Here is a 1,769-nt window from a genome sequence, read left to right as displayed (position 1 = left end):
CGAGCAGAGCTACTACGCCGCTCTCAACCGAGAGCTTCAACCAACATAGGAGCGGCGGGAAACCTCGGGCGGTTCAAATTGGTGGCCGACGATGAGAGTGCCACGCCGTGACAAGTGTCGCCGACCTCGTCGTCGCCGGTGCCATTCCGCCGGTGGAAGGCCTAGTGCTCGCGGAGGGTATCGGTTCGGCGTTCCAACAGACAGCGGCCAGCGGGCCCCTTTTGCTCGCACTTGGCGCCTGCCTGCTCGCCGGTCTGGTCTCGTTCGCCTCACCATGTGTGGTCCCGCTCATCCCCGGCTACCTCGCGTACCTCGCTAGCGTCGTCGGCGCCGAGCGGCCACCTGTCACCGTTGCGCAGGCCGAACAGCGTCGCAGCGAGTCACGAACGATCACTCTCGAGGAAAAGAAGGCCAGACAAAGCTCGCGTTACCGCGTCGTCGGGGCATCGCTGCTTTTCGTCGGCGGGTTCACCGTGGTGTTCGTCTTACTCAGCGCAATGGTGCTCGGCACGGTCCAGTACCTCGCGCCGCACGAGGAGTTGCTACAGCGCATCGGCGGGGTCATCACCATCCTCATGGGTTTGGTCTTCATCGGCTTCGTGCCGGTACTGCAACGAGATACCCGATTTCAGCCGAAAGCGGTCTCTACGTGGGTCGGCGCGCCTCTCCTCGGCGGAGTGTTCGCCCTCGGCTGGACACCCTGCCTAGGACCAACGCTCGCCGCCGCACTGTCCGTCGCCGCCGGAAGCGGCTTTAGCGGCACGCGCGGCGTCATGCTCATCGTCGCCTACTGCCTCGGGCTCGGGCTGCCATTCATCCTCGTCGCCTGGAGCTCCACCTGGGCAATTCGAACCGTCGGCTGGCTACAGCGCAACACTCGACGAATCCAGATCATTGGCGGCCTCCTGCTCATCGCAGTGGGCATCGCGCTATTCAGCGGCGTGTGGGCGCTCTTCATCAGTTGGCTACGGGACTTCGCCATCACCGGTACAACATTGCCCATTTAGTCATTCCTGCGGCCCTTGGGTGTGGACTTGATCGCTTTGTGGCGGTCTTCTGTGGCTACTTCTTGGCGGCGACGTACCAATCGGGCGTTCTGCCCGAAGGGTTAGAACGGGCCGGCGGCTCACGGGTGTGCGGTGGGGTTTGCGTCGGTTTTGTCAGAGCCCGAATGCTCCGCCGCTGATCAGGATGAAGGCGCCTAGGCCGATCAGGACTATCGGGAACAGGATGTGTTCCCAGCGCTCCAGGACTTCGGCGATCGGTTGGCGGGTGGCGACGAACTTGGCCAGGCCCACCAGTCCCGCCACCAGCACCAGGAACACGATGCAGTAGGCGACCACGGCCCCCCAGCCCACATTAAGAAAGACGGGGACATAGACGCCGATGTTGTCGCCGCCGTTGGCGAAGGTTACGCCGGCCACGGTCCACACGGCGACGTTCTTGCCCTCGACCTTTGCATCGTCGTCGTCATCATCGTCCCCGCGCCAGGCCTGCCACGCGGCCCACAGTCCCAAGCCAAGTGGGATCAGCCCGAAATAAGGGATGGCCTCCGGGGGCAGGAAGGCTCCCGCGCCCAGAGAGACGAGAACAGCAGCGCCGAGGATGCCAGCGAATCCAAGATACTGGCCGGCCAGAATGCGTGCGGTGGTTCCGCGTTGGCCTGCTCCGCGGGCGAAGAACAGCGACAGGACGATGATGTCGTCGATATTGGTGGCAATGAACAGGCCGATCGCCTGCAGGGCCGAGGACAGGATCACGCCTGCACC

At 63.9% G+C, this 1,769-nt stretch carries 2 protein-coding genes; one reads left to right on the top strand and one right to left on the bottom strand.

Annotated elements, in window-relative coordinates; all coding sequences use genetic code 11:
* The first annotated feature begins 107 nt into the window (after positions 1–107).
* Positions 108–1,007, top strand: coding sequence for a cytochrome c biogenesis CcdA family protein (locus tag ACH0BZ_RS16330; RefSeq protein WP_406899796.1), 900 nt, complete (start codon positions 108–110; stop codon positions 1,005–1,007).
* Positions 1,008–1,160: 153 nt separating this feature from the next.
* Here ACH0BZ_RS16330 and ACH0BZ_RS16325 read toward each other — a convergent pair whose 3' ends face one another.
* The gene (locus ACH0BZ_RS16325) at positions 1,161–1,760 is read right to left on the bottom strand and encodes a cadmium resistance transporter (protein ID WP_406899797.1); all 600 of its coding nucleotides are present in this window, start codon (positions 1,758–1,760) and stop codon (positions 1,161–1,163) included.
* Positions 1,761–1,769: the final 9 nt, after the last annotated feature.

The sequence above is a fragment of the Dietzia sp. 179-F 9C3 NHS genome (genome assembly GCF_045369825.1).
Lineage (GTDB): Bacteria > Actinomycetota > Actinomycetes > Mycobacteriales > Mycobacteriaceae > Dietzia.
The sequence above is the reverse complement of the archived record's forward strand: the minus strand, read 5'-3'. Positions and strand labels throughout refer to the sequence as shown.